The following is a 21,055-nucleotide window of genomic DNA, read 5'->3' on the forward strand; positions in this document are numbered from 1 at the left end:
CATGAAACCGGAACCCGCCGGAACAGTCACGTCCGAGGGCGCTTCAGCGCCGGTGCGCGCGCGCTTCGGCTCGTCTGAGGTCCCTGCCTCGCGTGCAACGCAGGACCGGATCGACATCCCCGAGTTTGCGCCCAACCTGGTGCCCGAAGGGGACATCCGGCCGGACCGTTTCCTGGACCGCGAGCTCAGCTGGCTGGCGTTCAACTCGCGCGTCCTGGAACTCGCCGAAGATCCCTCCCTCCACCTGCTGGAACGCGTGGCATTCCTGTCCATCTTCGCGTCCAACCTGGACGAGTTCTTTATGGTCCGGGTGGCAGGCCTGAAGCGGCGCATCGCCACGAACCTCGCGGTGCCCTCGCCTGCCGGCCTCAGCCCGGTGGAGGTCTTGGAGAAGATCGGTGACGAAGCCCACCGCCTCCAGCAGCGCCATGCCCAGGTTTACGCCGAGCAAATCCGCCCTGCCTTGGCCTATGAGCACATCCACTTGATGCACTGGGACGAACTGGACGACGCCGCCAAGCAGCAGCTGAGCGCCATGTTCGCCGAAAAGGTCTTCCCTATCCTGACGCCCCTGGCCGTGGACCCGGCGCACCCGTTCCCCTACATTTCGGGGCTGTCCCTGAACCTCGCCGTGGTGGTGCGCAACCCGGTGAGCGACAAGGAACTCTTCGCCCGCCTCAAGGTTCCGGACCAGCTTCCCCGCCTGATCTCCATCGACGGGCCGCGGGCCGGGGCTGTCGCGGGACGCGTGGCGCGTTTTATCGCGCTTGAGGAAGTCATCGCCGTCCACCTGGACAAGCTCTTCGCCGGCATGGAAGTCCTGGAACACCACATCTTCCGCGTCACCCGTAACGAGGACCTCGAGGTGGAAGAGGACGACGCCGAGAACCTCCTGCAGGCGTTGGAGAAGGAACTGCTGCGCCGCCGGTTTGGCCCTCCCGTCCGGCTTGAGGTCACCCACGACATCAACCCGAATATCCGGGCCCTGCTCATCCGTGAGCTCGGCGTGGAAGAGTCCGAGGTGTACTCGCTGCCGGCTCCGTTGGACCTCCGCGGGTTGTCCGTCATTGCCGGAATTGACCGTGCCGACCTTCATTACCCCAAGCAGTTGCCGCACACGTCCCGGTTCCTCAACGAGTCCGAGACGTCCAAGGCCGCCAATGTTTTCTCGGCGATGCGTCGCCGCGACATTCTGCTCCACCACCCCTACGACTCCTTCTCCACCTCAGTGCAGGCGTTCCTGGAACAGGCAGCCGCGGACCCCAAGGTCCAGGCCATCAAGCAGACCCTGTACAGGACCTCCGGCGACTCCCCCATCGTTGACGCCCTGATCGACGCCGCCGAGGCCGGCAAACAGGTGCTGGCCCTCGTAGAGATCAAAGCCCGGTTCGATGAGCAGGCCAACATCTCCTGGGCGCGCAAGCTGGAACAGGCGGGCGTCCATGTGGTCTACGGCATCGTTGGCCTGAAAACGCATTGCAAGCTGTCGCTGGTGGTCCGCCAGGAAGTGGACGGGCTGCGCCGCTACTGCCACATCGGCACCGGCAACTATCACCCCCGCACGGCCCGCTACTACGAGGACCTTGGCCTGCTGACCGCAAACGACCAGGTGGGCGAGGACCTTTCCAAGCTGTTCAACCAGCTCTCCGGCTATGCACCCAAGTCCACATTCAAGCGGCTCCTGGTTGCCCCCCGCTCTGTCCGCTCCGGACTGATCGACCGCATCGAGACTGAGATCCGCAACGCCCGTGCCGGGCTGGCCGCCAGGGTGCAGATCAAGGTCAACTCCATGGTGGACGAAGCCATCATCGACTCGCTGTACCGCGCCTCCCAGGCCGGCGTGATGGTGGACGTCATTGTGCGCGGCATCTGCTCACTGCGTCCCGGTGTCCCGGGCCTCAGCGACAACATCACCGTGCGCTCGGTGTTGGGGCGCTTCCTGGAACACTCCCGGGTATTCGCCTTTGCCAACGGCGGCGATCCCGTGGTTTACATCGGCTCGGCCGACATGATGCACCGGAACCTGGACCGCAGGGTGGAGGCCCTGGTCCAGCTGTCCAATCCTGACGACATCCGCTACGTCCTTGACCTGCTGCGGCGCTACATGGACCCGGAAACAGCCAGCTGGCATCTGGATAACCAGGGCCTGTGGAACCGGCACCACATTGCCGACGACGGCAGCCCTCTCGACGACATCCAGTCCTGGCTGCTGGCTTCGCGTACGCGCCAGCGCAGCCTGAGCCGGCGGTAGGGCTACGGCGTTGGCGAGCGACACCCTCGTAGCAGACCAAACAGACCATCCCGGCGAGGCAGTTGCCGTCGTCGCTGCCGGAGCGCTGCCCTGGCGGATCAACTCGGATGGTCTTGAAGTCCTGCTGATCCACCGTCCGCGGTATGACGACTGGTCGTGGCCCAAGGGCAAGATCGACCCCGGCGAGACCATCCCCGAATGCGCCGCGCGCGAGGTGCAGGAGGAGATCGGACTTGCCGCGCCCCTGGGCATCCCGCTGCCGCCCATCCACTACCACGTGGCGTCCGGGCTGAAGGTGGTCCACTACTGGGCGGTCCACGTCAACGGTGCCCGCCTCGTTCCTGATGGCAAGGAGGTGGACCGTGTGGTCTGGTGCGCCCCGGAAACGGCCGCCGGTCTGCTGACCAACCCGTCCGACGTCGTTCCCCTGGAGCATCTGCAGGCCGCCCATAACCGCGGCGAACTGAACACGTGGCCTCTGATCGTGGTGCGGCATGCGAAGGCCAAACCGCGCTCGTCCTGGTCCAAAGCCGAGGGCGAACGGCCCCTGGCCGCGACGGGGATTAGGCAGGCTCAGGCCGTGGGCCGGCTCCTGCAGGCCTGGAAGCCGGCGCGTGTGGTGACAAGTCCCTGGCAGCGCTGCGTGTCAACTGTGGCGCCGTACCTGAGAGCAACGGGGGCCAAAGTAAAACTCGTGGATGCGCTGACAGAACACAAGCACGCCCGGACGCCCAAAAAAACCGCTGCCATCATCGACTCGCTCCTGGAAAAGGCACAGCCCGTCGCCATCTGCACGCACCGACCTGCACTGCCCACAGTATTGGGCCAGCTGGGCAAGCACATGCCGGGCCGTCTGCGCGCGCTCCTGCCGGACTCCGACCCTTACCTTTCCCCAGGCGAGCTGGTGGTGTGCCACGTGGCCGTCGGCAACAAGCAGCGCATCGTGGCCGTGGAGCAGTTCAAGCCCTTCGACGACTGAGGTTATCAGCGCCCCGCCGGCACAGGGTGGCTCCAGCCAGGCAGGCGGGCCGGTGCCCGAAGCGGTGACTGCCGCCGTCGACCTTTTGGTCAATGCCGGGCGCGACGCGCGGCTCACCGATGAGCTCCTGCTGGATCTGGTCCGCGGCAAGCTGAGGAAGGGCTGATCCGATGCGCGGCCGGCGGCCAACGCTGAGGCCAGCCGCGGGGCCGTTGCGGGGTCGGCGGGGCTTGGCCCGGTAGACTTTAGCCGTGAGCATCCCGACGCCTTATGAAGACCTCCTGCGTGACGTCCTGGCCCATGGCACGCACAAATCCGACCGCACGGGCACCGGAACCACCAGTGTTTTCGGCCGTCAACTGCGCTTTGACCTTGGCCTGAGCTTCCCGCTGATCACCACCAAACGCGTGCATTTCAAGTCCGTGGCGGTGGAGCTGTTGTGGTTCCTGCGCGGCGAATCGAACGTGAAGTGGATGCAGGACCAGGGCGTGAGCATCTGGAATGAGTGGGCTGACGCGGAAGGCGAACTGGGTCCCGTGTACGGCGTCCAGTGGCGCAGCTGGCCCACCCCCGACGGCGGCCATATTGACCAGATCGCCGAGCTCGTGCAGAACCTCAAATCCAACCCGGATTCACGCCGCCACATTGTGTCCGCGTGGAACGTCTCCGAGCTCAAGGACATGGCGCTGCCTCCGTGCCACGCGTTCTTCCAGTTCTACGTGGCTGACGGCAAACTGTCCTGCCAGCTCTACCAGCGCTCGGCGGACATGTTCCTCGGCGTGCCCTTCAACATCGCCTCTTACGCGCTGCTCACCTGCATGATTGCGCAGCAGGTGGGTCTGGAGCCCGGCGAGTTTGTATGGACCGGCGGCGACGTCCACATCTACGAGAACCACATGGACCAGGTCCTGAAGCAGCTGGACCGGGAACCGTATGAATACCCGCAGCTGAAGATTACCCGGAAGCCGGCGTCGATCTTCGACTACACGCTCGAGGACTTCGAGGTGGTGGGTTACCAGCACCACCCCACGATCAAGGCCCCGATCGCCGTATGAGCACCGGGAACGCAGCTGACCCCCAGTCCTTCGCGCAGGAGCTTGCCGGTTCCGTGACCGGCGTCGGCTTGGTGTGGGCGCAGACGTCCGGCGGCGTGATCGGCAAAAACGGCGACATGCCCTGGCACCTGCCCGAAGACCTGAAGCACTTCAACCGCCTGACCATGGGGCACCCGGTGATCATGGGCCGCAAAACGTGGCTGTCCTTCCCGGACAAATACCGTCCCCTGCCGGGCCGGACGAACATTGTGATTACGCGGCAGAAAAACTGGGGCGATTCGTCTGAGGCGGAGGGCGCCGTCGTGGTCCCTTCCCTGGATGATGCCCTCCTCGAGTCTCAGTTCGTCGACGGCGGCGAGACAGTGTGGATCCTGGGCGGCGGCGAAGTCTTCCGCCAGTCCACCGAACTCGCCAACGTTGCCGTGGTCACCACCATCGATGTGGAGGCCGACGGCGATACTTACGCTCCCGAGCTCGACGAGACCTGGGAGGCGGCCACGTCCGTCCCGCCGGACGGGTGGCTGACGGCAGCCAACGGAACGCGCTACAGGTTTACCAAATGGATTAGGACGCAGGGCTGAGATGTTGAAAAAACCGGAAACACTGTTTGTGCTGGGCTACATGCTGCTGCCGCTGCTCGCGCTGCTGTCTGCGATCGTTGGCCTGACGATGATCCTGGGCGGCAACAAGATCGCCGGGGCCATCGTGCTGGTGGTGGTCACGCAGGTGTTCGCCTTCGGCGCCTTCTACGCGTTGCGGCTCCGCAAAGCTGCGGTGCTGGAGGAAACCAAACGCGGCTGACTTTGCGGCTGCCACACTCCGTCGTACGCGTCCCTTACGGCAGTGACGTAACCGACTGCGCCCCGCTCGTTCCGGCGTCTAAACTGTACGAATGACTACAGCAGCTACCCCCTCCGTCGGCCTGGTCGGATGGCGCGGCATGGTCGGCTCCGTCCTGATGCAGCGCATGCAGGACGAGGGCGACTTCGCCAACATCAACCCGGTGTTCTTCTCCACGTCCAACGCGGGAGGTGCCGCCCCGGCTGTTGCCGGTGCTGCCGCCGGCGCGGCCGGCAAGCTTGAGGACGCGTTCGACGTCGACACGCTGGCTAAGCTGCCCATTATTGTCACCGCCCAGGGCGGGGACTACACCAAGCGCGTGCACACCGAGCTGCGCAGCCGCGGCTGGGACGGCCTCTGGATCGACGCCGCCTCGACTCTGCGCATGAACGACGACTCGATCATCGTGCTGGACCCGATCAACCGCGATGTCATCGACAAAGGCCTGGTCAACGGCACCAAGGACTTCATCGGCGGCAACTGCACCGTTTCCTGCATGCTGATGGGCCTCGGCGGGCTATTCAAGAACGGCCTCGTCGAATGGGGCACGTCCATGACCTATCAGGCTGCCTCCGGCGGCGGCGCCCGGCACATGCGCGAACTGCTCAGCCAGTTCGGCACACTCAACGCCGAGGTCAGCTCCGAACTGGACGACCCGGCGTCGGCCATCCTGGAAATTGACCGCAAGGTCCTGGCCCACCAGCGCACCGACATCGACGCCACCCAGTTCGGCGTGCCGCTGGCCGGTTCGCTGATCCCCTGGATCGACGCTGACCTGGGCAACGGGCAGTCCAAGGAGGAGTGGAAGGCCGGTGTTGAGACCAACAAGATCCTGGGCACCTCGGACGAGAACCGCATCATCATGGACGGCCTCTGCATCCGGATCGGCGCCATGCGCTCCCACTCCCAGGCCCTCACCCTCAAGCTCCGTGAGGACCTTTCCGTGGCCGAGATCGAGAAGCTCCTCGCGGAAGACAACGTGTGGGCCAAGGTCATCCCGAACACAAAGGAAGACTCCATGGCCGGCCTGACCCCCGTGGCCGCGTCCGGCACGCTGGACATCCCCGTGGGCCGCATCCGCAAGATGGAAATGGGACCGCAATACATCAGCGCCTTCACCGTGGGTGACCAGCTGCTCTGGGGCGCCGCCGAGCCGCTGCGCCGCATGCTCAACATCGCCACCGGGAACCTGTAACCCAAGCTTTCCCGCCACTTGAACGGCCCTGCCCCGCAGGAACGGTGCTGCCCCGCACCGCTCCTGCGGGGCAGAGCCGTCTTTGCGTTCAGCTGGCGAGGCCTGACGCACGCAGAATCATGGACCGATCCATCATTGCCGACAGTCGGCGCCCCACTTCCGCAGGGTACGCCAGGTGCCTCCATTCAAGCCGAAGGACCAGCCAGCCTTCTTCGATCAGTGCGTTTTCCCGGCGACGCTCTGCGAGCAGCACCTCTTCCGTCGGTCTGTAGTCGGTATATTTGCCGCTGCCATCAAACTCGATCACGATACGGGTTATCGGGTCTGCGAAGTCTGCCCTGAATCGACCGCCCTGGGTCTGAATCTCGAACTGCGGAATGAACATGTTCAGACCGAATGACCGCAGCAACAGCCTGGTGCGGGTCTCCCCCACCGATTCCGACCGTTCATCCAGGACAGCCAGCAGATCCAGCACCCGCCGGTTCCCGCGTTTGACCGGGCCCACGTCCAGCAGCTGTCGCAGACTGTCGATTTCGGCTCCCTTGCGCAGCGCGTGATCACCGATCACGGCTGCCTGCTCCAGTGGCAGGATACGGGCGCAGTCCAGGACAGTCCGTTCAATGCCGGTAGTCAGAATCTCTTTGCCATCCATGCTCCACAGAGTTGTAGTATCCGCAGGTTGCAGGTCCATCCGGTGCGTGCGAACGTCCGCGCCAGCACTTTTCGTTGCGTTGGCATAGGCCGTGGTGACGTGGACCAATGGCCCAACGTCCCAGACGTGGCACTCGTGCAGCCTGGCAGCGCTGACATGGCTGTAACGCGCCACTCCGCCGGTGGATAGGAAGTGCGCGTGGATCCGCAGCGCATCCTTGGTCCACGGCTCAGCTACCTTCCAATCGGCACTCCGGACGTAGGCGCCGCGTCGAAGCCGTCGGAGGATTCCGCCGCGGACTGCTGCCGTCAGGACACGTTCGTCCAGCCCGGCCGCTTCCAGCTGTTGGGTGGAAGCAACGGGGAACGCCGGCCAGCGCTCATCCAGGAGCACACGGATTTTGTCGCCATTCATGGTCCAAGGTTCTCGGACCAGCAGCGGTCCGGGTAGATTGCAGCCACGTTATGTGGACAACTCCGGCAGAAATACGCGCGTTTGCTTCTTTCGGCATCATCCGCTGCCCTGCCCCGCAGGAACGTTGCTGCCCCGCACCGCTTTTGCGGGGCCGGGCCGCCCGTGTGGGGCAGGGCCGTCTTTGTGGGGCAGGGCCGTCTTTGTGTTGCGGCGGGCCGCGCAGGCTAGGCCCGCCTCAGCTGTCCAGGAATGCGAGATACTGCGCGGCGGCACTGTCGAACGCCGCCTGGCCCGCGGGTCCCAGTGGCCGGGCCTCGTCAAAGAGTTCAGGCACGACGGCGGCGCTCCGGCTGGTGCCGGCCCGCACCCATGTGCCGATCACTTCTCCCCCGGCCACAACGGTCTTCTTGAACACTCCGTTGCCGCCAGGGACGATCTTGTTGGCGTGCTCCGGCGCCAATACGAGGCTGCGGTCCTGGTAGCCCAGCAGGAACTCGTCGAAGCCCGGCAGCAGCAGGACGGACCGCTGCCCGGGCACACCGTCGTCGAGCATTGACGCAGTCTCCGGTGACATCCAATAGTTGGCACCCCCGAATTCCAGCTCCACCAGCTGCCCACTGACCAGCTCAAACGCCGCCCGCACGTCGGTCAGGGGAATCTGGGTCCACCACGCGAAGTCGCGGACGGTAGCAGGCCCGTGGCTGCGGAAGTAACGCAGCATGAACTCGGCGATCGCTTCCTGCCGTTCAAGGTCCCGCGACACCGGGATCCAGTTATCGAACGCCACCAGCAGCTGCTGGTTCCCGGCCAACGGCCCTTGGACCAGCCAGGCGTGCCGGCACAACGTCCCCACGATGTGGATCCCACGCTGGCCGGTGGTGGGCTGCCCGGCCGCCTCAAACACCTCGAAGACTTCGACCCGGCTCACGGGACCTCCGGCCGCGATCCGTTCCAGGGCCACGTCGCGGCATTTCTCGATGTCAGCCCACGTGATGTCCAGTTCCCGGTGCCGGCCGGCGACGATGCGGCTCAGCCGTTCGGTGGTGAGGTCCAGCATCCAGCGCAGATCCTCCGGAGCCACGAAGTGCAGCGTGCCGCGCATCGGCCAGGACCGGACCACACTGCCGCTGTGCAGTGCAGCGCGCACGTCAGTCAACCCTGCGCCCGGAATTCGGCGACCGATGGCCCAGAGCGCTGCCTGCAGGTCCTGAGCCTGGGTGGCCGTCATCCAGCGAACCGCGTCCCCAGCTGTGCCAAGTCCCGGGCCAAGCAATCCTTGAGAGGCGAGCCGCAGCCTGCCCAGCACCTTGCGGTTTACGCGGTTCGCTGCCATGTCCTCATCGTAGGACCTGGCCCGTTAGGGTAGAAGCATGACTTTGGGGAGTTTGTGGCACTTGTTCGCGCGCGGAACACAGCTATGGCTGGTGGCAGGGAGCATTTCGGTCCTGGCCGGCGTGGCCATCGGCCTGGCCCCGGCGATGGGTTTCCTGCCCGCAGGAGGCGGCGGCGAGCTACCCCTGGAACTCTTATTGCCCTCCCTGTTCCTGTCGCTGGGCGGAGGGTACGCCGTACTGTTTCCCGGCATCCGGGTGGGCCGCGGCCGGGTCCGCATCCTGCGCGACTGGAAGCTCTATCCCATCAGCGGCCGGCTGCTCTGGATCCTCGCCCAGGCCACCGCCGTGATCGGTTTGGTAGCCTGCGTCCTCGCTGCCGCTACCAACCCGGCGCTTCCGGGCCTCATGGTCTGGCTGTTTATGGGTCCATATTTGGCGCTCACTGGCTGGGCCACTGCCCTGCTGGGCATGGCCACGAACGTGCGGCTGATGAGCACGGTTGACGGGCGCCTGGCGCCTGCCACTCAAGCTGGCTGACGCTAGAGAGCCAGCCCAATGAGCAGCGGTTCCGGGTGCAGTTCAATGCCAAAGCGTTCGACGACGCCGGCGCGAACCTCGCGCGCGATGGCCAGCATGTCCTTGGCGCTGGCGGAGCCGCGGTTGGTGATGGCCAGCGTGTGCTTCGTTGACAGTGCGGCCCGGCCACCGGAGGCGCTGTCCTCCTCCAGGCCATAGCCCTTGCCGAACCCTGCCTGGTCAATCAGCCACGCGGCGGACAGCTTCACCAGCCCGTCCCCTCCCGCGGGGTACTGCGGTGCGGACTCCGGCAGCGTTGCCGCCACGTCCACGGGGACTATCGGGTTGGTGAAGAAGGAACCGGTGGAATAGGTGTCCCTGTCGGCCGGGTCCAGCACCATACCCTTGGAGGCACGCAACCGCAGGACTTCCCGGCGGACATCGTTGGAGTACGCCCGCTTACCAGCCTCCACGCCCAGGGAACGGGCCAGTTCGGCGTAGCGGATGGGCGCACTCATCCGGCCCAGGGGCAGCTGGAATTCCACGGTGAGCACCACGTAGCGGGGGGATCCCCCGACAGTGGTCTGCTTCAGGATGGAGTCGCGGTAGCCGAACTTCAACTCGGAGTTGGTGAAGGTCTGGACCGCGTTCCGGGTCCGGTCCCAGGTGCGTACGGCCGCGATGGTCTGGGAGACGTCAGATCCATAGGCTCCGACGTTCTGCACGGGCGTGGCGCCGGTGGCGCCCGGGATGCCGGCGAGTGCTTCAAGGCCGGACCAGGCATGCAGCACGGCGTGTTCAACCAGGGCATCCCAGTTGTGGCCGGCCTGGACCACCACCGCCACGCCGCCGCAGGAATCCTCGGCGTTGACGGTGAACCCTTGCGAGGCGATCCTGACCACGGTGCCGGGGAATCCGTCGTCGGAAATCAGGAGGTTGGAGCCGCCGCCGATGATGAGGACCTGCTCCCCGGCAGCGTCAGCCGTGCGGACGGCGTCGATGATCTCCGCCTCGGTGGTGGCCTCAATGTACTTGCCGGCGGGTCCTCCGACGGCGGCAGTGGTTAGCTGGGAGAGCAAAATGGAAGTCACCAGACAACACTATCGGGAAACCTATGGAATCTTCCGGGCCACCGGTGACAGGAAGAAGGTGGCCACCAGCATCACCATCACGGCCAGCAGCGAGTGCAGGATGCCCACGTGTTCAGCCAGCAGCCCCAACAGCGGCGGTCCGCACAAGAAGGCACCGTAGCCGATGGTGGAGACCACGGAGACGCGGGCCGCAGCCTTGGCGGGATCATCCGCCGCGGCGGACATACCCACCGGGAACCCCAGCGAGGCGCCGAGTCCCCAGATGGCTAGCGCCATAAAGGCGAGCCAGGGAACGGGGGCAAACACAAACAGACCGAGCCCGAACACGGCCAGCGCGGCGCACCAGCGCATCACGGGGACGCGGCCGAAGCGGTCCAGGACCACTGTGCCGGCGAAGCGTCCGATGGTCATAAACGTCACGAAGAGCCCGTAGCCAGCGGCTCCGGCAGCGTCGGTCTGGCCATGCCCGTCGGCCAGGGCCAGTGCCACCCAGTCCCCTGCTGCACCTTCGGCCAAGGCAAGCCCCAGGACCATAACACCGAGCAGCAGGGTGCGCCGGTCGCGCCAGGCCTCCGCGATCTTGCGTTTGTTGTCCAGCGGGGCCCCGGAAACATCAGCCGGCGCGCCGGCGGTGACGATGGGGATGGGGCCGGTGAACGGGTCCTCGAAGTTGTCCGGGACATACTTCCGTTCCCCAGCGACCGGGGTGGCATCCGCACGGAACCAGGCTGCCGCCGTCGTCACGGAAACGGCAACCACGACGCCGGCCGCCACCAGGTGCCAAAACACCGGGACGGAGGCGGCCGCGGCCCACGCGCCAAGGCCTGCGCCTGCCACGGTGCCGAGGCTGAACGCGCCGTGGAGCCGGGGCATGATGTGCCGGCCCACCGCGCGTTCCACCGAGGCGCCCTCAACGTTGGAGGCCGTACTCCAGCTGGCGGAGCCCAACCCGATGACGGCAAGACCAACGGCCACCGCGACCGGCGTGGCCAGCACCGACGTTCCAAATCCGGTGATGGCCATGCCGCAGCCCACCATAATGGCGCCGGCGCGGATGGTCCGTTTGGAACCCAGGCGGAGCACGATCAGTCCCGACGCGGACACCGAGACGAACGACCCCAGCGTCATGCACAGCAACAGCAAACCGACCGTGCCGGGGGTCAGGTCCAGCCCGTCGCGGATCGCCGGAAGCCGGGAAACCCAGGACGCGAAGGCCAGTCCGCTGCCGGCGTAGGCAACCACCACGGCATTACGCCAAGCCGTGACCTCGGCCGAAGCGGTTGTGTTAACGGTCAAAGGATCATGAAAGCCTGACGACGGCCTGGGCCTTCATCAGCACTTTCTGGCCGGCAGCAACCACCGTGAGGTCAACGCGGGCGGTGCCCGCCTCGGCGTCGAGCTTTCCGATGGCGCCGCTGACCTCGATAGTGGCCCCGGGGTCCGTGGTTCCGGTGGTGTCCGTGACCAGGACCGGCTTGGTGAAGCGGGTCTGGAAGTCGACGACGGCAGCGGGGTCGCCTGCCCAGTCGGTCACCAGCTGCACGGCGGCACCCATGGTGAACATGCCGTGGGCGATGACGCCGGGCAGTTCCACGCCGGTGGCGAAGGCTTCGTTCCAGTGGATGGGGTTGAAGTCGCCGGATGCGCCGGCGTACTTGACCAGGTCGGTGCGGGTGACCTCAATGGTGCGGCTGCCGATGTCCTGCCCGGCGCTGAGTTCGTGGAAGCTGGGGCTCATGGTTACTGTCCCTCTCCGCGGACGAGGATGGATGACGTGGTGGTGGCGACAGCCTCGCGCGGCTCATCGCCGCCGTCGGTCAGGGCAAAGATTTCCTGGCGGGTGGTGATCATGGCACCGCCGCCCATGGCACGGACACCGTCAACGTGCAGTTCGGCAACGAGGCGGTCACCGGCAAAGATGGGGCGGTGGTGGATGAAGCGCTGGTCGGCGTGGACCACGCGGGAGAAGTCGATGCCGGCATCCGGATCCTCGATCAGCTGGGCATCGGCGCGCTGGGCGATGATGATGGCGAACGTGGGTGGGGCCACCAGGTCCTGGTGCCCCAGGGCCTTGGCGGCCTCGACGTCGAAGTGGGCTGGGTGCGTGGCCTTGACCGCGCGGGCGAACTCGCGGATCTTCTCGCGGCCAACGTCGTAAACCTCTGCGGCAGGGTAGCTGCGGCCCTGCAGGTCCGGATTGATAGTCATGGGTTCAAGCCTATCGTTCGCCAGGCGTCCGGGCGGGTCTTGCATCACTTTGATATGATGAATTCATCATTCCATCAAGTGGTTTCATCCAGGAGCGCCGCCCATGTTGTCCCCCGCCCAGGCTCCGCTCTACGAGATCAAAGCCAACCTGTTCAAGGCCCTTGCCCACCCGGCACGGATCCGGATCCTGGAACTGTTGGCTGCCGCGCCGGAGAACACAGCGGCCGTGAGCTACCTGCTTGCAGAAACCGGACTTGAGGCCTCCCACCTCTCCCAGCACCTGGCCACCCTGCGCAAGCACAAGGTGGTCACATCGGTGCGGTCCGCCAACTCCGTGACCTACCGCTTGGCACACCCGGGAGTTTCGGAACTTCTCGCCATCGCGCGGACCTTCCTGCTGGACAGCCTCACCGACTCCAACGAACAGCTCCGGCTGGCGCAGCAGCTGCCGGCGGGGCATCTGAATGGTTCACATTCATGAATGCCGCCTTGGCGCACCTCAGCCGGCTCCTCCCGTCCCGCCGTGACTACGACGGCCTGCGCTCGTCCTGGAAAACGGATCTGCTGGCCGGTATTACCGTGGGGATTGTGGCCCTGCCGCTGGCCCTGGCCTTCGGAGTGAGTTCGGGCGTCGGCGCCGAAGCCGGACTCATCACCGCCGTCGTGGCCGGCCTGGTGGCTGCGGTCATGGGCGGCTCGCATGTGCAGGTCTCCGGCCCCACCGGCGCGATGGTGGTGGTGCTGGCCCCGGTGGTTGCTACGCACGGCGTCGGCAGCATCGCTTTGGTGTCCCTGATCGCCGGGTTTCTCGTGGCTATCCTCGGCATCAGCGGGCTGGGGCGGGCGGTTGCCTTCATCCCGTGGCCGGTGGTGGAGGGCTTCACGCTCGGCATCGCAGCGATCATCTTCCTGCAGCAGGTCCCCATGGCCACCGGCACCGCGGGGATACCGGGCCACAACACCCTGCTGGCCGCCTTTGAGAGCGCCTCCCAGGCCACCTTGCCCGCGGTTCTCCAAACGCTCGGCGTCGTGGTGGGTGTGGCCGCCGTGATGCTCTTGCTCCCAAAACTGAACAAAGCCCTGCCCGCGAGCCTGATCGCAGTGCTGCTGGCCACTGTGGCGGCCGAGCTGCTGCGGCTGGACATTCCACGGATCGGCGCCCTGCCCCATTCCCTGTCCACACCGTCGATGCCGTCCCTTGATCCGGCAGCGCTGGGCGGGCTGCTCATGCCCGCGGTGTCTATCGCGACACTTGCCGCAATCGAGTCCCTGCTCTCGGCACGCGTGGCAGCCGGCATGGTTGGCCCTGACGGAAGGCCCTCGGGGGCTTACAGCCCCGACCGGGAGCTCATGGGGCAGGGACTCGCCTCCGTTGCGGCGGGGTTCTTCGGCGGCATGCCGGCCACCGGCGCCATCGCCCGGACCGCGGTCAACGTACGCTCCGGTGCGAAGACCCGGCTCTCCGCGATTGTTCACGCACTCGTGCTGCTGGCCATCATCTACCTGGCAGCCGGTCTGGTAGGGAAGATCCCGCTGGCGGTCTTGGCCGGGATCCTGATGGTCACGGCGACCCGCATGGTTTCACGGCACACGGTTACCGCCATCATGCGCTCCACCCGAGCCGACGCCTTCGTGTTCGTCCTGACCGCGCTCATTACCGTGGCCTTCGACCTGATCGTGGCCATCGAGATCGGGCTCGTCGGCGCGGCCCTCTTCACGCTGCGGAAGTTCGCCACGCTCAGCAGCGTCAAGCGTGAAGAGATTCCGGGACCACGCAGGGAGGGGGACGGACACATCGCGGTCTTCACACTGGACGGGGCCATGTTCTTTGGCGCCGCGGAACGCGTCCTCCAGGAAATCAGCCAGGTCCGGGACATCCAGGTGGCAATAATCCGGCTGTCCCAGGTGCGGATGCTGGACGCCACCGGAGCCCACATGCTGGTGGAGGTGATCTCAGCGCTGGAGCTGCGCGGCGTGACCGTTCTGCTGAAGGGCCTTCAGCCGCAACACCTCGAGCTTGTGACCAACGTCGGCGTCATCCGCTCGCTGCGGCATCACAAGCACCTGTTCACGTCCCTGCCCGAGGCTGTGGAGCACGCCCGCAGCCACGTCATCCGGAACGCTGCCGCTAACGCTTGAGGTTCTTCCGGATGGTCTGGCCGCGCACCACAATCCCGGCGATGTGCAGGAGGAGGCCGAGACCGATCAGGGGCAGGGAAGCTGTGGCCAGGCCCTGGTTTCCAGTGGTGTTGCCGATCAGGTTCAGGATAATCCCGACGCCGATGAGGCCCATGGCGCCGAACACCAGGACTTTGTACGAGGTGGGCGCTGACTCCCAGAATTCTTTGAGCACCGTGACAGTCTACCGAGCAGGTTCAGAACAACGATTCCTGCACGGCCGGCACCTCCGAGTCAAAGTCCCCCAGGAGGATGGTCCGGGCAGCCAGCCGGCCAAGGTTCACCACAAACGCCGCGTCCGTTCCGGCCAGGCTGGCAAGGGCGTTTGTACCGCTCAGCGCGGTGATTCCGAAGCCGTGCTTTCCCTGCTCCAACGGATGGGGGTAGGTGTGGCGCGGCGTTGGGGCACAGAGCCCTGCCGCCTGCGCCGGCCGCACCCAGAGTTCGTCCACAATGCTGAAACCCTCGACGGCGGCCTGGCCCAGCAGCGTGCGGACCACGGCCGCGTGCCGCTCATTCACGGAGTCCACCACGGCCGCGGGCAACGGACCCGCGAGGGCTTCGGCCTTGGCGGCGGAGCGGACCTGCTGCGCCAGCCCGGCCTCGCGCGTCACCATATCCTCAAGGAGCCGCACCACCCGGCCGTCCTCCGCCCTGGCAACGTACCGCGCCACCACCGCTCCCTGTTCCGCGAGCCGGTTCCATTTCCTCAGGTGGGACGCTGTGCCCACCTTGCTGGCCCCACCGGCGAATGTGGCCACGTAAAGCCAGTGGTCCTGCAGAAGGTACGTGCGCAGCCCGTCCGGAACGCGGCCGCCCCGGTGGAAATCATGGATGAGGCGGGAATCGTCCAGCACAAAGCAGCGTTCGCACTGCTTGCCCTTCAGAGCCGGGGCGCTGGCCGGGCACAGGATGTGGTCGCGGCTGCTGGCTGAGTGGACCTTGTAGTGCCCCAGGCAGAACCTGCCGTGATCGGCCACCGCGAAACCGAGCCTGGCGCCCGCCGCGAGGCTGACCTCGCGGCGTTCCCCTGAAGGTGACTGGAGGCGCAGATCCGGGCTGCCACCGTCGTGCCCTGCCGTCCGCGCCGGGGCGCCATCCCAAAAGACCCCGTGAACCAGATAACGCGTATCGGTCACGGGGTCTCCTGTGCTTTGCGTAAACGGTGGCGCTACAGCGCCGGCTGCACGCCGAACGCCACGGCGAGCTTCATGATCTTTTCGGCGCGGCCCAGGCGGGGCAGGTCCGAGCCGTCACGGATGACACGGCCGTTGGCCTCGAAGTCGGCCATAAAGTCCGTGGCCCAGGCGACGTCCGACGGCGTGGGGCTGATGACCTCGTTGATGACGTTGGTCTGATCGATGGCCAGGCACAGCTTGCCGGTCATGCCCATCATCACGGTGATGCCGGTCTGCTCACGCAGGATGGGGTGGTTGGTGCCGACGGTGGGGCCGTCGATGGGGCCCGGCAGGTTGCCGACGCGGCTGGCAACTACCAGTTTCGCGCGCGGGTAGGCCATGGCCTCCGCGGTGGCGGCCATGCCGGTGTCGCGGCGGAAGTCGCCGGAACCGAAGGCCAGGCGGAACGCACCCTGGGCCTTGGCAATGTTGTTGGCTTCTTCGATGCCGAGCGCCGATTCGACCAGCGGGATGACGGGCGTCTTGCCGTCCATCCGGTGGAAGCTTTCGGTCACCTGGTCAGCTGATTCGGTCTTCGCGAGCATCACGCCGAGCAGCCCCGGAGTACCGCGAAGCCCTGCAAGGTCATCGGCCCAGAACGGGCTGGTGGCATCGTTGATGCGGACCCAGGCCTGGCCGCCGCCGCTGAGCCAGTTAATCACGTGACCGCGCGCCTCGTCCTTTTGCGACGGGTCCACGGCGTCCTCGATGTCCAGGATGATCGAGTCCGCGCGCGAAACAGCCGACTGGTCAAAAAGGTCGGTTTTCATCGCGTTGACCAGAAGCCACGAACGGGCGATCTCTGCTGGGATGTTGCGCTTGGGGCGTAGGGTCTCGGTGGCGGTGGGTGACGTCATGCTACTACCGTATCTGCCCGGGCACCGCCAGCGCTAAGCAATAGTGCCGGACGTGCCGAACAATACAGATGCGACCGGGTTACAACAGGCTCGGTTGCCGGGGTCGGGCCAGGTCAGTTGCCGGTGAGTTCCGCATAGAGCTTCCGGACGCGGGTGTTGATGTCGTCTCGGACAAGGCGCATACGTTCCTTGCCTTCGATGCCCCGGGTGGAAGGTTCGTCGGTTTCCCAGGTTTCGAAGCGGGTGCCCTCGCGGGGTTCAAGTTTGGCTTCGGTGCCCAAGACGATGACCACGTCGGCGGCGTCAAGCACGTCATCAGTGACGGGCTTGGGGTGCTCCCCCGTAATGTCGATGCCAAGTTCGTTGAGGGAGTCCACGGCCTCATTGTTCAGGCAGCTGCCCGGCTTGGTGCCCGCCGAGTGAACGGTGACACCGTCCCCGGCGAGGTCCCGCATGAGACCGGCCGCCAGTTGGGACTTGCCGCCGTTCTTGCTGCACACGAACAGGATACGGGGAGTCTTGGTGGTTTCGGTCATGAGTTGGTGGCTTCTTTCTGTTCTGCGGCCAGGAGGGAGCCGACAAGGGTTTTGATGCGCGCATGGATTTCGTCGCGGATGACCCGGACAGTGTCGAGGGTTTGTCCGGCGGGGTCGGTGAGGTCCCAGTCTTCGTAGCGTTTCCCGGGGTAAATGGGGCAGGAGTCCCCGCAGCCCATGGTGATGACGACGTCGGATGCCCGCACGACGTCGTCCGTGAGCGGCTTCGGATAGTCCTTGCCCAGGTCCAGACCCATTTCGGACATCACAGTCACCACGGTCGGATCCAGCTCAGATGCCGGCATGGACCCGGCGGAGCGAACCCGGATCCTGCCTTTGGCTTCAACGTTGAGCAGCGCGGCAGCCATCTGTGAACGGCCGGCGTTCTGCACGCAAACGAACAGGACCTCGGGAACCTCGGAAACGACCGACCCCTTGGATTTGGCCAGGGCGGACAGACGGTCGTTGGCGAAGTGCTCAGTGGTGGCCGGCAGATAGGCGCTGATCTTCGCGGTCCGGGCCAAGGCCGCGTAGGACTCGAAGACATAGCGTTCGACGGTTTCGACGGCGAAGATTCCGGTGAATCGCTCGGCGAGGCGGTCGCTGATCCGGTGCAGGATTGCAGTATTGTCCTGCAGTCCCAGTGCCGTTTTCTGGTGTTCGGTCATGGCAGTACTCCCTCGGCGTGCATCCGGAACGGTGAGTCGTGATGGTTGGTCAGTGTTCGCCGGAGCGGCCATGGACCAGCCCCGTGGGAAATCCAACGAGGACCGGTTCCGGTGCGGCGCAGCAGCCGCCCTCGGCCGAGCCCTCGAGGTCCACTGTTGAGGCCGCGGGGACGTCGCAGCTGGTGCCGCCGTCGGTGGAACATACCCCGGTTTCGGGAAGTTCCAGGTGAACAGTGTCCGCCGCGGCCTGGTCGCCGGCGAGGGCCGCTGCGACGGACCTGACCTGTTCGTAGCCAGTGGCCAGCAGGAAGGTCGGGGCACGTCCATAGGACTTCATGCCCACGATGTAGAAGTTTTTCTCCGGGTGGGCGAGCATCCTGGCGCCGTGCGGGGCGACCGTGCCGCACGAGTGGAATTCGGCGTCAATCAGGGGGCCCAGCTCGACAGGTGCTTCGACGGCTGGGTCAAGGTTGAGCCGGAGTTCGCGCAGGATGCCCAGGTCCGGGCGGAAGCCTGTGCAAGGGACGATGATGTCCGCCTCCAAGGTGCGCCCATCGACGGCTTCGACGCTCAGGTGCGTGTCCAGGGTCTTCAGCGAGGAGATGCCGAAACCGGTGTGCAGTCCGATGCTTCCGGCCTCCACGAGCCGGCGAAGCCGGGATCCGAGTTGGCCGCGGGCGGGCAGGCCATCGGCGTCTCCGCCGCCGTAGACCTTCTCGGCAGAGGCACCGCGCACGGCCCACAGGATGGTGGTTCCGGGTTCGTCCTTGGCGAGGTCTGCCAGATTGATCAGAGTGTTCGCGGCCGAGTGCCCGGCGCCGACCACAAGCACCCGGCGGTTCGCGAAGGAAGCGCGGTCCCGTCCCGTGACATCCGGCAGCGGAGAGGAGATCCGCGCCGCGGCCGTGTCCTCCCCGATGGCGGGCAGGCCGGAGGTTCCCAACGGATTGCGGGTGGACCAGGTGCCGGACGCGTCGACGACGGCTGCCACCGTGTGGTCGCGGATTTCGCCGCCGTCGTGTTCGACCCGGACGATGAAGGGCGCGGCGTCGCGGTCCCGGACGTGGGTTTTGTCCATGCCCTGGCGTGTCACTGCGAGGACCCGTGCACTTGTCTGGAGCCGGGAGGAAATCTCCGGTGTCGCGGCCAGCGGGGCGAGGTAGTGATCGATCAGTTCCCCGCCGTAAGCGAGCGCCGTCAGGCGGGGGGTCTCCCAGCCTGTGGGTTCCAGCAAACGCACGGCCGCGGCGTCGAGGTTGAACCGCCAGGGTGAGAACAGCCGGATGTGGCGCCACTGTTCAATGGCGGATCCCGCCGTCGGGCCGGCTTCGAAGATCAGTGGCTCGAGGCCGCGTTCGAGCAGGTGGGCCGCCGTGGCCAGTCCGATGGGACCGGCGCCAATGACTGCGACGGGAAGGTTCGTCACTGATTCCATGCTGTCCTCTTTTCATCCGTTGGTGTGCGGTTTGGGCGGGGTGCCTGCCGGTCCTCGTGGGACCGGCAGGCCGGGGCGGTGCTGTTCAGCAGCAGCCCAGATCGTCCTCGTCGCAGCAGCCCGTATCGGTGCAGCAATCCGTGTCCATCCAGCTCACCCCCTCCCCTGTCCCGGTGGTCAGGCGTGAATTGGTTCTTCGACCAGCGCCGTGGCGATGCTGTCCGCATCCTCGAGGGCGGCGAGGTAGCGTTCGGCGTCGAGGGCGGCTGCGCAGCCGGTGCCGGCGGCGGTGATCGCTTGGCGGTAGCGGTGGTCCACGGCGTCGCCGCAGGCGAAGACGCCGGTGAGGTTGGTGACAGTGGTGGGCGAGTCAACCTTGATGTAGCCCTCCGCGTCCAGGTCGACCTGCCCGGCGACGAGTTCGGTGCGGGGCAGGTGACCGATAGCAACGAAGATCCCCGTGGCAGCCTGCTCGCGGGTCTCCCCGGTGCGGGTGTCGGTGAGGGTGACGCCAGTGACCTTGGCATCGCCGTGAATGGCCGTGATGGCAGAGTTCCAGGCGAAGCTGATCTTGGGGTTGTCCTTGGCGCGCTGGGCCATGATGCGGGACGCGCGGAGTTCGCCCTTGCGTACGACGACGGTCACAGACCTTCCGAAGCGGGTCAGGAAGGTGGCCTCCTCCATGGCAGAATCTCCGCCGCCGACCACCATGATGTCCTGTTCGCGGAAGAAGAACCCGTCACAGGTGGCGCACCAGGACACGCCATGTCCGCTGAATTTCTTCTCCTCCGGCAGGCCCAGTTCTTTATAGGCAGAGCCGGTGGCCAGGATGACGGCGGGCGCCTCGTGTGTCTCGCCGGCTCCGGTGACCACTCGTTTCCGGTGACCTGCCAGGGAGACTTCAGTGACGTCGTCGAACACTATGCGGGCGCCGAACTTTTCGGCCTGCTCCTGCAGCCCGTCCATCAACTCGGGGCCCTGGACGCCGCCCGGGAAACCCGGGAAGTTCTCCACCTCGGTGGTGTTCATCAGCGCACCGCCAGCGGTGACCGAGCCGGCCAGGACCAGCGGGTTGAGTCCCGCGCGCGCGGCGTAAATGGCGGCCGTGTAGCCGGCAGGGCCAGAGCCGATGATGATCAACTGTTCGGTGCTCACTTAGGTCTCTCCTGTTGCTTGAAAATGCGCGGTATGGGTTACGTGGCGGCCGGGATCAGGGACTCGATGAGGCCTTCGATGCGGGTCTTGATCTCGTCCCGGATGGGGCGGACAGATTCGACGCCCTGACCGGCCGGATCCTCCAGGACCCAGTCTTCGTAGCGCTTGCCGGGAAAGTACGGGCATTCATCACCGCAGCCCATGGTGATCACCACGTCGGACTCCTTGACGGCCTCGGTGGTGAGGACCTTGGGGATCTCGGCAGACATGTCGATGCCAAGCTCGGCCATGGCCTCGACGGCTGACGGGTTGACCTTGTCCGCGGGCTGGGATCCGGCCGATCGGACCTCAATATCGCCCTTGCCCAGGGTGGTGAGGAAGGCGGCGGCCATCTGGGAGCGGCCGGCGTTGTGGACGCAGACGAACAGGACGGAGGGCTTCTTGGCGGTTTCGGTGCTCACGTGGTTTCTCCTGGATCAGCACATTGATAGCGATCGATATAGTGAGTATCGG

At 65.9% G+C, this 21,055-nt stretch carries 23 protein-coding genes; 9 read left to right on the forward strand and 14 right to left on the reverse strand.

What is annotated here, in order from left to right; all coding sequences use genetic code 11:
- Nucleotide 1: 1 nt before the first annotated feature.
- From ACZY0Q_RS07040 to asd, 6 genes are all read left to right on the forward strand, one after another.
- On the forward strand, nt 2-2,251 hold the full coding sequence (locus ACZY0Q_RS07040; RefSeq protein ID WP_463915419.1) for an RNA degradosome polyphosphate kinase: 2,250 nt from the start codon (nt 2-4) through the stop codon (nt 2,249-2,251).
- Nucleotides 2,252-2,261: 10 nt separating this feature from the next.
- Entirely contained in the window at nt 2,262-3,230 is a 969-nt protein-coding gene (locus ACZY0Q_RS07045; protein WP_463915420.1) for an NUDIX hydrolase, read from the forward strand.
- Between the two features lie 251 nt (nt 3,231-3,481).
- Nucleotides 3,482-4,285: a thymidylate synthase gene (locus ACZY0Q_RS07050; protein WP_463915421.1), complete on the forward strand. Its 804-nt coding sequence runs from the start codon at nt 3,482-3,484 to the stop codon at nt 4,283-4,285.
- A complete protein-coding gene (locus tag ACZY0Q_RS07055) occupies nt 4,282-4,866 on the forward strand; it encodes a dihydrofolate reductase (protein ID WP_463915422.1) in 585 nt (194 codons plus the stop codon). Before ACZY0Q_RS07050 ends, ACZY0Q_RS07055 begins: the two co-directional genes overlap by 4 nt.
- Before the next feature lies 1 nt (nt 4,867).
- Entirely contained in the window at nt 4,868-5,086 is a 219-nt protein-coding gene (locus ACZY0Q_RS07060; protein ID WP_463915424.1) for an NF038396 family protein, read from the forward strand.
- A 91-nt stretch (nt 5,087-5,177) separates the two neighbouring features.
- A complete protein-coding gene (gene asd, locus ACZY0Q_RS07065) occupies nt 5,178-6,320 on the forward strand; it encodes an aspartate-semialdehyde dehydrogenase (protein WP_463915426.1) in 1,143 nt (380 codons plus the stop codon).
- A gap of 88 nt (nt 6,321-6,408) precedes the next feature.
- Here asd and ACZY0Q_RS07070 read toward each other — a convergent pair whose 3' ends face one another.
- Both ACZY0Q_RS07070 and ACZY0Q_RS07075 read right to left on the reverse strand, forming a co-directional pair.
- Entirely contained in the window at nt 6,409-7,386 is a 978-nt protein-coding gene (locus ACZY0Q_RS07070) for a hypothetical protein (protein WP_463915427.1), read from the reverse strand.
- Nucleotides 7,387-7,621: 235 nt separating this feature from the next.
- A complete protein-coding gene (locus tag ACZY0Q_RS07075; protein WP_463915428.1) occupies nt 7,622-8,719 on the reverse strand; it encodes a winged helix DNA-binding domain-containing protein in 1,098 nt (365 codons plus the stop codon).
- A gap of 37 nt (nt 8,720-8,756) precedes the next feature.
- Here ACZY0Q_RS07075 and ACZY0Q_RS07080 point away from each other — a divergent pair, with 37 nt between their 5' ends.
- Nucleotides 8,757-9,257, forward strand: coding sequence for a hypothetical protein (locus ACZY0Q_RS07080; RefSeq protein ID WP_463915429.1), 501 nt, complete (start codon nt 8,757-8,759; stop codon nt 9,255-9,257).
- Between the two features lie 2 nt (nt 9,258-9,259).
- On the opposite strand, the gene ACZY0Q_RS07085 is transcribed toward ACZY0Q_RS07080, so the two are convergent.
- From ACZY0Q_RS07085 to ACZY0Q_RS07100, 4 genes are read right to left on the reverse strand one after another with little or no spacing between them, the layout of a single operon-like run.
- Nucleotides 9,260-10,327, reverse strand: coding sequence for a UDP-N-acetylmuramate dehydrogenase (locus ACZY0Q_RS07085; RefSeq protein ID WP_463915430.1), 1,068 nt, complete (start codon nt 10,325-10,327; stop codon nt 9,260-9,262).
- A gap of 21 nt (nt 10,328-10,348) precedes the next feature.
- Nucleotides 10,349-11,623, reverse strand: coding sequence for an MFS transporter (locus tag ACZY0Q_RS07090; RefSeq protein ID WP_463915431.1), 1,275 nt, complete (start codon nt 11,621-11,623; stop codon nt 10,349-10,351).
- 4 nt (nt 11,624-11,627) lie between these two features.
- Complete coding sequence (locus tag ACZY0Q_RS07095; protein ID WP_463915432.1) at nt 11,628-12,065, reverse strand: MaoC family dehydratase; 438 nt, start codon at nt 12,063-12,065, stop codon at nt 11,628-11,630.
- A 2-nt stretch (nt 12,066-12,067) separates the two neighbouring features.
- A complete protein-coding gene (locus ACZY0Q_RS07100; protein ID WP_463915433.1) occupies nt 12,068-12,535 on the reverse strand; it encodes an FAS1-like dehydratase domain-containing protein in 468 nt (155 codons plus the stop codon).
- Nucleotides 12,536-12,638: 103 nt separating this feature from the next.
- Here ACZY0Q_RS07100 and ACZY0Q_RS07105 point away from each other — a divergent pair, with 103 nt between their 5' ends.
- Both ACZY0Q_RS07105 and ACZY0Q_RS07110 read left to right on the forward strand, forming a co-directional pair.
- Nucleotides 12,639-13,016 (forward strand): ArsR/SmtB family transcription factor, encoded by a 378-nt coding sequence (locus ACZY0Q_RS07105; RefSeq protein ID WP_463915434.1) that lies wholly within the window; start codon nt 12,639-12,641, stop codon nt 13,014-13,016.
- Complete coding sequence (locus tag ACZY0Q_RS07110) at nt 13,013-14,674, forward strand: SulP family inorganic anion transporter (protein ID WP_463915435.1); 1,662 nt, start codon at nt 13,013-13,015, stop codon at nt 14,672-14,674. The genes ACZY0Q_RS07105 and ACZY0Q_RS07110 overlap by 4 nt, the downstream gene beginning before the upstream one ends.
- Here ACZY0Q_RS07110 and ACZY0Q_RS07115 read toward each other — a convergent pair.
- From ACZY0Q_RS07115 to ACZY0Q_RS07150, 8 genes are all read right to left on the reverse strand, one after another.
- The gene (locus tag ACZY0Q_RS07115) at nt 14,664-14,888 is read right to left on the reverse strand and encodes a DUF3188 domain-containing protein (protein ID WP_463915436.1); all 225 of its coding nucleotides are present in this window, start codon (nt 14,886-14,888) and stop codon (nt 14,664-14,666) included. The two genes, ACZY0Q_RS07110 and ACZY0Q_RS07115, sit on opposite strands and share 11 nt — an antisense overlap.
- 22 nt (nt 14,889-14,910) lie before the next feature.
- Nucleotides 14,911-15,852, reverse strand: coding sequence for a DUF2797 domain-containing protein (locus ACZY0Q_RS07120; RefSeq protein WP_463915437.1), 942 nt, complete (start codon nt 15,850-15,852; stop codon nt 14,911-14,913).
- Nucleotides 15,853-15,884: 32 nt separating this feature from the next.
- Nucleotides 15,885-16,748 carry an HpcH/HpaI aldolase/citrate lyase family protein gene (locus tag ACZY0Q_RS07125; RefSeq protein ID WP_463915438.1) on the reverse strand — a complete coding sequence of 288 codons (864 nt, stop codon included), beginning with the start codon at nt 16,746-16,748 and terminating at the stop codon, nt 15,885-15,887.
- A gap of 113 nt (nt 16,749-16,861) precedes the next feature.
- The gene (locus tag ACZY0Q_RS07130) at nt 16,862-17,284 is read right to left on the reverse strand and encodes an arsenate-mycothiol transferase ArsC (RefSeq protein ID WP_463915439.1); all 423 of its coding nucleotides are present in this window, start codon (nt 17,282-17,284) and stop codon (nt 16,862-16,864) included.
- The gene (locus ACZY0Q_RS07135) at nt 17,281-17,952 is read right to left on the reverse strand and encodes an arsenate reductase ArsC (RefSeq protein ID WP_463915440.1); all 672 of its coding nucleotides are present in this window, start codon (nt 17,950-17,952) and stop codon (nt 17,281-17,283) included. The genes ACZY0Q_RS07130 and ACZY0Q_RS07135 overlap by 4 nt, the downstream gene beginning before the upstream one ends.
- 49 nt (nt 17,953-18,001) lie before the next feature.
- A complete protein-coding gene (locus ACZY0Q_RS07140; protein WP_463915441.1) occupies nt 18,002-19,387 on the reverse strand; it encodes an FAD-dependent oxidoreductase in 1,386 nt (461 codons plus the stop codon).
- Nucleotides 19,388-19,564: 177 nt separating this feature from the next.
- The gene (gene trxB, locus ACZY0Q_RS07145; protein WP_463915442.1) at nt 19,565-20,542 is read right to left on the reverse strand and encodes a thioredoxin-disulfide reductase; all 978 of its coding nucleotides are present in this window, start codon (nt 20,540-20,542) and stop codon (nt 19,565-19,567) included.
- A gap of 38 nt (nt 20,543-20,580) precedes the next feature.
- Entirely contained in the window at nt 20,581-21,003 is a 423-nt protein-coding gene (locus ACZY0Q_RS07150) for an arsenate reductase ArsC (RefSeq protein WP_463915443.1), read from the reverse strand.
- Between the last annotated feature and the right edge of the window lie 52 nt (nt 21,004-21,055).

It is taken from the genome of Pseudarthrobacter lactosi (genome assembly GCF_055412785.1).

Excerpts from the sequence above, each read along its gene's own strand:
- ACZY0Q_RS07110 (WP_463915435.1), top strand. The coding sequence starts at position 13,013 with ATGAATGCCGCCTTGGCGCACCTCAGCCGGCTCCTCCCGTCCCGCCGT.
- ACZY0Q_RS07135 (WP_463915440.1), bottom strand. The coding sequence starts at position 17,952 with ATGACCGAACACCAGAAAACGGCACTGGGACTGCAGGACAATACTGCA.
- ACZY0Q_RS07125 (WP_463915438.1), bottom strand. The coding sequence starts at position 16,748 with ATGACGTCACCCACCGCCACCGAGACCCTACGCCCCAAGCGCAACATC.
- ACZY0Q_RS07130 (WP_463915439.1), bottom strand. The coding sequence starts at position 17,284 with ATGACCGAAACCACCAAGACTCCCCGTATCCTGTTCGTGTGCAGCAAG.
- ACZY0Q_RS07075 (WP_463915428.1), bottom strand. The coding sequence starts at position 8,719 with ATGGCAGCGAACCGCGTAAACCGCAAGGTGCTGGGCAGGCTGCGGCTC.
- ACZY0Q_RS07105 (WP_463915434.1), top strand. The coding sequence starts at position 12,639 with ATGTTGTCCCCCGCCCAGGCTCCGCTCTACGAGATCAAAGCCAACCTG.
- ACZY0Q_RS07040 (WP_463915419.1), top strand. The coding sequence starts at position 2 with ATGAAACCGGAACCCGCCGGAACAGTCACGTCCGAGGGCGCTTCAGCG.
- ACZY0Q_RS07095 (WP_463915432.1), bottom strand. The coding sequence starts at position 12,065 with ATGAGCCCCAGCTTCCACGAACTCAGCGCCGGGCAGGACATCGGCAGC.
- ACZY0Q_RS07100 (WP_463915433.1), bottom strand. The coding sequence starts at position 12,535 with ATGACTATCAATCCGGACCTGCAGGGCCGCAGCTACCCTGCCGCAGAG.
- asd (WP_463915426.1), top strand. The coding sequence starts at position 5,178 with ATGACTACAGCAGCTACCCCCTCCGTCGGCCTGGTCGGATGGCGCGGC.
- ACZY0Q_RS07060 (WP_463915424.1), top strand. The coding sequence starts at position 4,868 with ATGTTGAAAAAACCGGAAACACTGTTTGTGCTGGGCTACATGCTGCTG.
- ACZY0Q_RS07140 (WP_463915441.1), bottom strand. The coding sequence starts at position 19,387 with ATGGAATCAGTGACGAACCTTCCCGTCGCAGTCATTGGCGCCGGTCCC.
- ACZY0Q_RS07080 (WP_463915429.1), top strand. The coding sequence starts at position 8,757 with ATGACTTTGGGGAGTTTGTGGCACTTGTTCGCGCGCGGAACACAGCTA.
- ACZY0Q_RS07070 (WP_463915427.1), bottom strand. The coding sequence starts at position 7,386 with ATGAATGGCGACAAAATCCGTGTGCTCCTGGATGAGCGCTGGCCGGCG.
- ACZY0Q_RS07055 (WP_463915422.1), top strand. The coding sequence starts at position 4,282 with ATGAGCACCGGGAACGCAGCTGACCCCCAGTCCTTCGCGCAGGAGCTT.